A 6,819-nucleotide genomic window follows, 5' to 3' on the forward strand; every position below is an offset into this window, starting at 1 on the left:
GAATGGAGATTGCAGTTATCGGAAGCAATGAGTTCGTCATCGGGTTCAGGCTTGCGGGCATTCAGAAGACAATCGCCGCGGAAAGCGACGATGCCCTGAAAAACGCCATCCACAACGTCCTTTCGGACGGGTCGGTGGGCATCCTGGTGCTGAGTGGCAGCGATATGAACAGGCTCCCCCTGCGCCTCCGGAGCCAGCTTGAGGAGTCCGTGAGGCCGACAGTGATAGCGGTCGGTGAGGAAGAGGGAGGCCTCTCCATGCGGGAGAGAATAAAGAGATCGGTCGGTGTTGATCTGTGGAAGTAAAAGCAGCGTCAAAGACAGGCACTTCGACAGGAGTGCTCAAGAGAATTTCAGGCCCGGTCGTCACGGCCGTCGGTCTCGACGCCCACATGTTCGATGTGGTCAAGGTCGGGAACGAGGAGCTGATGGGCGAGGTCATCAAGATCTCGGGTGAGAACGTCATCATCCAGGTCTATGAGGCCACCGATGGCATCCGGCCAGGCGAACCGGTGGTGAACACAGGCATGCCGCTCGCGGTCGAGCTCGGCCCCGGTCTGCTGAAGAGCATCTACGACGGCATTCAGAGGCCGCTTGAGGTGCTCCTGGAAAAGATGGGCAGCTTCATCGAGCGTGGTGTGACCGCACCCGGCCTCGACAGGACAACGAAGTGGGACTTTGTCCCGGTCGTGAAGGTCGGAGACCGCGTCGTGCCCGGCATGGTCATCGGCACGGTCCAGGAAACCACGTCGATCCTCCACAAGATCATGGTCCCGCCCAACATGAAGGGCGGCGTGGTCAAGAGCATCAAGGGTGGGTCTTTCACCGTCGAAGAGACAGTCTGTGTCCTTGAGGACGGCTCAGAGATCCAGCTGATGCAGAAGTGGCCGGTCCGTGTCCCGCGGCCGGTGACCGAGAAGATGAACCCGGACATCCCGCTCGTTACAGGGCAGAGGATTCTCGACGGGCTCTTCCCGATCGCCAAGGGTGGCACCGCCGCAATTCCGGGTCCCTTCGGCTCGGGAAAGACGGTCACCCAGCAGCAACTTGCAAAGTGGTCTGACGCCCAGATTGTGGTCTACATCGGCTGCGGCGAGCGCGGCAACGAGATGACCGAGGTGCTGACCGAGTTCCCGGAGCTCGAGGACCCGAAGTCGGGCAGGCCGCTGATGGAGCGGACCATCCTGATCGCGAACACCTCGAACATGCCTGTGGCAGCCCGTGAAGCGTCCGTGTACACCGGTATCACCCTTGCCGAGTACTTCCGTGACCAGGGCTACGACGTCTCCCTGATGGCCGACTCCACCTCCCGGTGGGCAGAGGCAATGCGTGAGATCTCCTCCCGGCTCGAAGAGATGCCTGGCGAGGAAGGCTACCCTGCATACCTTGCGGCCCGCCTCTCCGAGTTCTACGAGCGTGCCGGCCGTGTGACGACCCTCAACAACCTTGAAGGCTCGGTCACGGTCATCGGTGCGGTTTCGCCGCCGGGCGGCGACTTCTCGGAGCCGGTCACCCAGAACACCCTCCGTATCGTGAAGGTCTTCTGGGCACTTGATGCCAAGCTCTCGCAGCGCCGTCACTTCCCTGCGATCAACTGGCTCAACTCGTACTCCCTGTACCTCGACGTCCTGAACACGTGGTACGACAAGAACATCTCGCCCGAGTGGAACCCCCTCCGCAGCTGGGCGATGAATGTTCTGCAGAAGGAGTCAGAACTTCAGGAGATCGTGCAGCTCGTCGGTTCCGACGCTCTCCCCGAGGAGGAGCAGATCACCATCGAGGTCGCCCGTATGCTCCGTGAGATCTTCTTGCAGCAGAACGCCTTCGACGCTGTCGACACCTACTGCTCTCTGGAGAAGCAGCTCGACATCCTCAAGGCTATCCGCGCCTACGCCGACCTCTCCTCCGCGGCCCACGCCGCCGGTGTGATGCCGTCCCAGATCCTGGCGATCAAGGCGAAGAACGACCTGCCGCAGATCAAGTTCGTCCAGGACTACAAGCCTGAACTCGAACGGATCCTGAAGGCAATGAAGGACGAATTCTCTGGACTGAAGGCGGGAATGGCATGAAGGAATACAGAACGATCAAGCAGATTGCAGGCCCGCTGGTCTTCGTCGAGAAGACCGAGCCGGTCGGCTACAACGAGCTTGTGAACATCGTCCTCGCGGACGGCACCATCAAGCGCGGCCAGGTGCTCGACACCTCCGACGACCTCGTGGTCGTCCAGTGTTTCGAGACCACTGCAGGTATCGGCCGTGACTCCGGCGTCAGGTTCCTTGGTGAAACGATCAAGATGCCGGTCGCAAAGGAGATGCTCGGCCGTATTCTCTCCGGCGGCGGCAAGCCCATCGATGGCGGCCCTGAGATCGTGCCCGAGAAGAGGCTCGACATCACGGGCGCCGCGATCAACCCGTACGCCCGTGCGTCCCCGGCCGATTTCATCCAGACGGGTATCTCGACCATCGACGGCACGAACACCCTTGTGCGCGGCCAGAAACTCCCGATCTTCTCGGGCGCAGGTCTCCCGCACAACGATGTCGCCCTGCAGATCGCCCGTCAGGCACGGGTGCCGGGCTCCACCGAGGAGTTCGCCGTCGTCTTCGCTGCGATGGGTATCACGAAGGAAGAGGCCAACCACTTCATGGCCGACTTCGAGAGGACCGGCGCCCTTGAGAGGGCTGTCGTCTTCCTGAACCTTGCAGACGACCCGGCCGTCGAGCGTATCATCACCCCGCGTCTCGCACTGACGACCGCGGAATACCTGGCGTACGAAGTCGGTTACCATGTGCTCGTCATTCTCACCGATATGACGAACTACTGCGAGGCCCTCCGTCAGATCGGTGCGGCCCGTGAAGAAGTGCCGGGCCGCCGCGGCTACCCGGGGTACATGTACACCGACCTTGCGTCGATCTACGAGCGTGCCGGTATTGTCAAGGGCAAGAAGGGCTCTGTCACCCAGATCCCGATCCTCACCATGCCGGGCGACGATATCACCCACCCGATCCCTGACCTCACCGGGTACATCACCGAGGGCCAGATCGTGGTCTCCCGTGAGCTCCACCGCAAGGGTATCTACCCGCCGATCAACGTCCTCCCGTCCCTGTCCCGTCTGATGAACCTCGGTATCGGGAAGGGCCACACCCGGGAAGACCACAAGAAGGTTTCCGACCAGATGTACGCCGGCTATGCGGAAGGCAACGACCTCCGCGGCCTCGTGGCCATCGTCGGTAAGGAAGCCCTTTCCGAGCGTGACCGCGGCTTCCTGGAGTTTGCCGACCTCTTCGAGGGCAAGTTTGTCAGGCAGGGTCTTGACGAGAACCGGACGATCGAGGACACCCTTGATATCGGCTGGGACCTCCTTGCGACGCTGCCGGTCGAACAGCTGGTGCGTATCGACCGCGACCTGATCCAGAAGTTCCACCCGCTCTACCGCAAGGGTGCGAAAAAGGCAGAGGTGTAAGGTCCGATGGCGCTCAGAGATGTCAAGCCCACGAGGTCGGAGCTGATCAACATCAAGCGGAAGATCAAGCTCTCCGAGCGGGGCTACAACATCCTCAAGATGAAGCGCGACGGGCTGATCCTTGAGTTCTTCAAGGTGCTGAAAGAGGCGAAGGACACCCGGGGCGAGATGCTGCGCAAGTACCAGCACGCCCAGGAGATGATCGCCCTTGCAAACACGGTCGAAGGAACAATAGGGGTGAAGGCTGCGGCGTTCTCCGTTAAGGAGAACCCGGAGATCACCCTCAAGTCCAAGAACATCATGGGCGTCGTCGTCCCCCAGATCGAGGCATCGAAGGTGAGAAAGAGTCTGGTCGAGCGTGGCTACGGTGTGCTCGGGACCAGGTCAGTCATCGACGAGACTGCCGAGGCCTACGAGGAACTCGTCGAGGCGATCATCGAGAGCGCCGAGATCGAGACGACGATGAAGCGCCTGCTCGATGAGATCGACCACACCAAGAGGCGTGTGAACGCCCTTGAATTCAAGGTGATCCCTGAACTGAAGGCCGCCGCCTCCTTTATCAAGATGCGGCTCGACGAGATGGAGCGCGAAGAACTCTTCCGTCTCAAGAAGATCAAGGCGAAGACCGCGGCAAAGGCTGCGGAATCTGCCTGATCCTTTTTTTGTTCCTGCTCCGGTGACATGCGTCCCTGAAGGCGTGGTCTGTGTTTTTCTTTGCTGACGAATGGGTTCGTGCCGATACGGACGAAAACCAATATCATTTTATCCGCCCAACGGATACGGGGACATAATAATCCCTATGGTGGCAGGTTATCTCATGACAATAGGAACCCTCTCTGAACTCGATCCCTCTGGAAAGACGGTCCTTCTCCGCCTGGACCTGAACTCCCCCATCGACCCGGCTTCGAACCAGATTCTGGACGACAAACGGTTCCGTGAGCACCTGCCCACGATCCGGCACCTGGAGGACTCCAGGGTCGTCATCCTCACCCACCAGAGCAGGCCGGGCAAGAAGGACTTCACGACTCTCCAGGCCCATGCGGAGAAGCTGGGGCACATGCTCGGCCGCCCTGTCGGGTACGTCGACGATATCTTCGGGCGGGCGGCGCGGGAGGCGGTCTCCTCCCTCCATGCCGGCGAGGTGCTGATGCTTGAGAATGTCAGGTTCAATGCCGAGGAGAACCTGACTCTGGCGCCCGAGGTGGCGAAAGGTACTCATATCGTGCGCAGACTCGCTGCGATGGGCGATGTCTTTGTGAACGATGCCTTCGGCACTGCCCACCGCTCACAGCCAACTGTTGTCGGCCTGCCCATGCTGATGCGGTCGTCTGCTGGTCTCCTGATGGAGCGCGAGGTCAGGAATCTCTCCCGGGTTTTCACCGGGGCGCCGCGGCCGGTGACCTTTGTCCTCGGGGGGACGAAGGTGGACGACTCCATCGCCGTGGCAGAGAATGTGCTTGAGAACGGTATTGCCGACCGTGTCATTGTCATCGGCGTGGTGGCGAATGTCTTTTTGATCGCCGCCGGCTACGACATCGGGAAACCGTCCAAGGATCTTGTCGCCCAGTTGAAGTATACGGCCGAGATCGAGAGGGCGAAGGCCATCCTCTCCCGTTTCGGCGACCGGATCCTCTTCCCCGATCAGGTCGCGGTGCGGGAGGAGAATACCCGCGCCGAGTACCCGGTCGACCGTATCCCGGCCGACGCCCCGGTGATGGACATTGGTTCTGACGCCCTTCAGACTGTCTGCGATGCGATAGGGTCCTCGGGGACGGTCGTACTGAACGGCCCCGCGGGTGTCTTCGAGGACACCACCTTTGCGGTGGGAACGTTCGAGATCCTGAGGGCTTCATCGAAGGTGCCCTTCTCCGTTGTCGGCGGCGGTCACACGGCCGCAGTGATCGAGAAGATGGGGCTTGAGTCGGCCTTCACTCACATCTCCACCGGCGGCGGGGCGTGCATCGAATTCCTGACCGGCAAGAAACTCCCCGCGATCGATGCGCTGGAAAGGTCGCAGGGGATCTTCAGGGTCTGAAGCCCTTCTTTTTTCAGCCCCGCGGGAAGGGATATATGCCAGCAGGCATATGTCCACGGTGATCGGCCGGGGGGTATGTCATGAGAGAGTTGAGCGGGAGGGTCGCCGTATTGTGTGCGGTTCTCTGTATCCTGCAGGCCGCCGTTCTTGCAGGGGCGGCGGCCGATGTCACTGTCAGTACTCATGTGACTATCGTCACCGATACCGATGTTGTTCCCCCCTCTACTGGCGGTGGTGGGAATGGGGGCTCTTCTGGTGGGGATGGCGGAGGGAGCGGAGGTTCGTCGGGTAGTGGCCAGACCGCCCCTCCTGTCGGTGATGTGGACGGGAATGTCACGGCAGATGAGGATGTGTCTATCAGGGAGACCGGGAGCGGCGATGCATCTTTTCCCGCGGTTCCTCTGAAAGGCCCTGGCCTCCAGGACGGGAACCTGACCTGTCTTGCCTGTGAGGGGGAAGCGGTGGTGGGAAATGTCCTGAGGATCGCCGGTGTCTTTCAAAACCCGGGCCCTGCCGACACGAATGCAACTCTTGTGGGCAATGTATTCAGGAGCGGTGCATTTGTTGGCGTTATCGACGGTGAGGTGCGGACGGTCATGGCAGGGACCGAAGAAAACCTGTCCATGAACTTTACTCCCCGGGAACCGGGCGACTATCTGGTTCGCGCCCATGTTGTGTACGGCGGGAAGATGACCGGGGTCTCGGATGTGTCCTTCCCTGTCACGGATGGGGGTACGGTTCCTTTTCTCTTCCCCTTTGTCGGTGCGGCTCTTCTTGTTGCTGTCTATGCGGCCGTCAGGTGGCAGAGGCGGAACTCCTGACACCCTTTTTGGTTAAATTCTGTTTTATCTCTTTTATGGTGTAGTGCCGCTGCATATGGTTCTGGTCTGGAGTCCAACGCATCATGGCATCGCTGTCTCCTGAGGGGCAGGGGATAAAATTATATTGTGGAAATTATATCGTCTGGCACGATGCACCGGTGCGGTCACCGGTCGTCGCGGGGGCATGGTCGTGGGCAGGCGGGTTCTGGAGATTTTTGTGCTTGGTATTATCTTTCTGGCCGTTGTATCCCCTCTAGCGGCTGGTGCCGATCTGGATATGTCGGTAATGAGGGGGTCTTTTCCCGGTGATGGGGTCTCTCCTTTTCATCCGGAGAGGGATGTCCCGCTTATGAAACCGGGACCGAAGTTCGACTCTCCCGACGACGTACTCGATGACATGATCGACGATCTGATCGACGATCTGATCGATGACTCTCCCGACGACGTGCTCGATGACATGATCGACGATCTGATCGAAGATCCGACGACCGACCCGACGACCGA

7 protein-coding genes are annotated in these 6,819 nt (G+C 60.3%); all 7 read left to right on the forward strand.

Annotated elements, in window-relative coordinates; all coding sequences use genetic code 11:
* The first annotated feature begins 2 nt into the window (after positions 1-2).
* On the forward strand, positions 3-305 hold the full coding sequence (locus BP869_RS05915) for a V-type ATP synthase subunit F (RefSeq protein ID WP_067046487.1): 303 nt from the start codon (positions 3-5) through the stop codon (positions 303-305).
* Complete coding sequence (locus BP869_RS05920) at positions 296-2,068, forward strand: ATP synthase subunit A (protein WP_342677818.1); 1,773 nt, start codon at positions 296-298, stop codon at positions 2,066-2,068. The genes BP869_RS05915 and BP869_RS05920 overlap by 10 nt, the downstream gene beginning before the upstream one ends.
* Positions 2,065-3,459: an ATP synthase subunit B gene (locus BP869_RS05925; RefSeq protein ID WP_342677820.1), complete on the forward strand. Its 1,395-nt coding sequence runs from the start codon at positions 2,065-2,067 to the stop codon at positions 3,457-3,459. Before BP869_RS05920 ends, BP869_RS05925 begins: the two co-directional genes overlap by 4 nt.
* Before the next feature lie 6 nt (positions 3,460-3,465).
* Positions 3,466-4,113 (forward strand): V-type ATP synthase subunit D, encoded by a 648-nt coding sequence (locus BP869_RS05930; RefSeq protein WP_342677822.1) that lies wholly within the window; start codon positions 3,466-3,468, stop codon positions 4,111-4,113.
* Between the two features lie 163 nt (positions 4,114-4,276).
* Positions 4,277-5,494, forward strand: a complete 1,218-nt coding sequence (locus BP869_RS05935) for a phosphoglycerate kinase (RefSeq protein ID WP_342677824.1) — start codon at positions 4,277-4,279, stop codon at positions 5,492-5,494.
* 80 nt (positions 5,495-5,574) lie between these two features.
* Positions 5,575-6,315 (forward strand): hypothetical protein, encoded by a 741-nt coding sequence (locus tag BP869_RS05940; protein WP_342677826.1) that lies wholly within the window; start codon positions 5,575-5,577, stop codon positions 6,313-6,315.
* A gap of 184 nt (positions 6,316-6,499) precedes the next feature.
* Positions 6,500-6,819 (forward strand): hypothetical protein (locus BP869_RS05945; RefSeq protein ID WP_342677828.1); only part of this gene is annotated, 320 nt, incomplete at its 3' end.

The sequence above is a fragment of the Methanofollis sp. UBA420 genome, assembly GCF_002498315.1.
Classification (GTDB): Archaea; Halobacteriota; Methanomicrobia; order Methanomicrobiales; family Methanofollaceae; genus Methanofollis.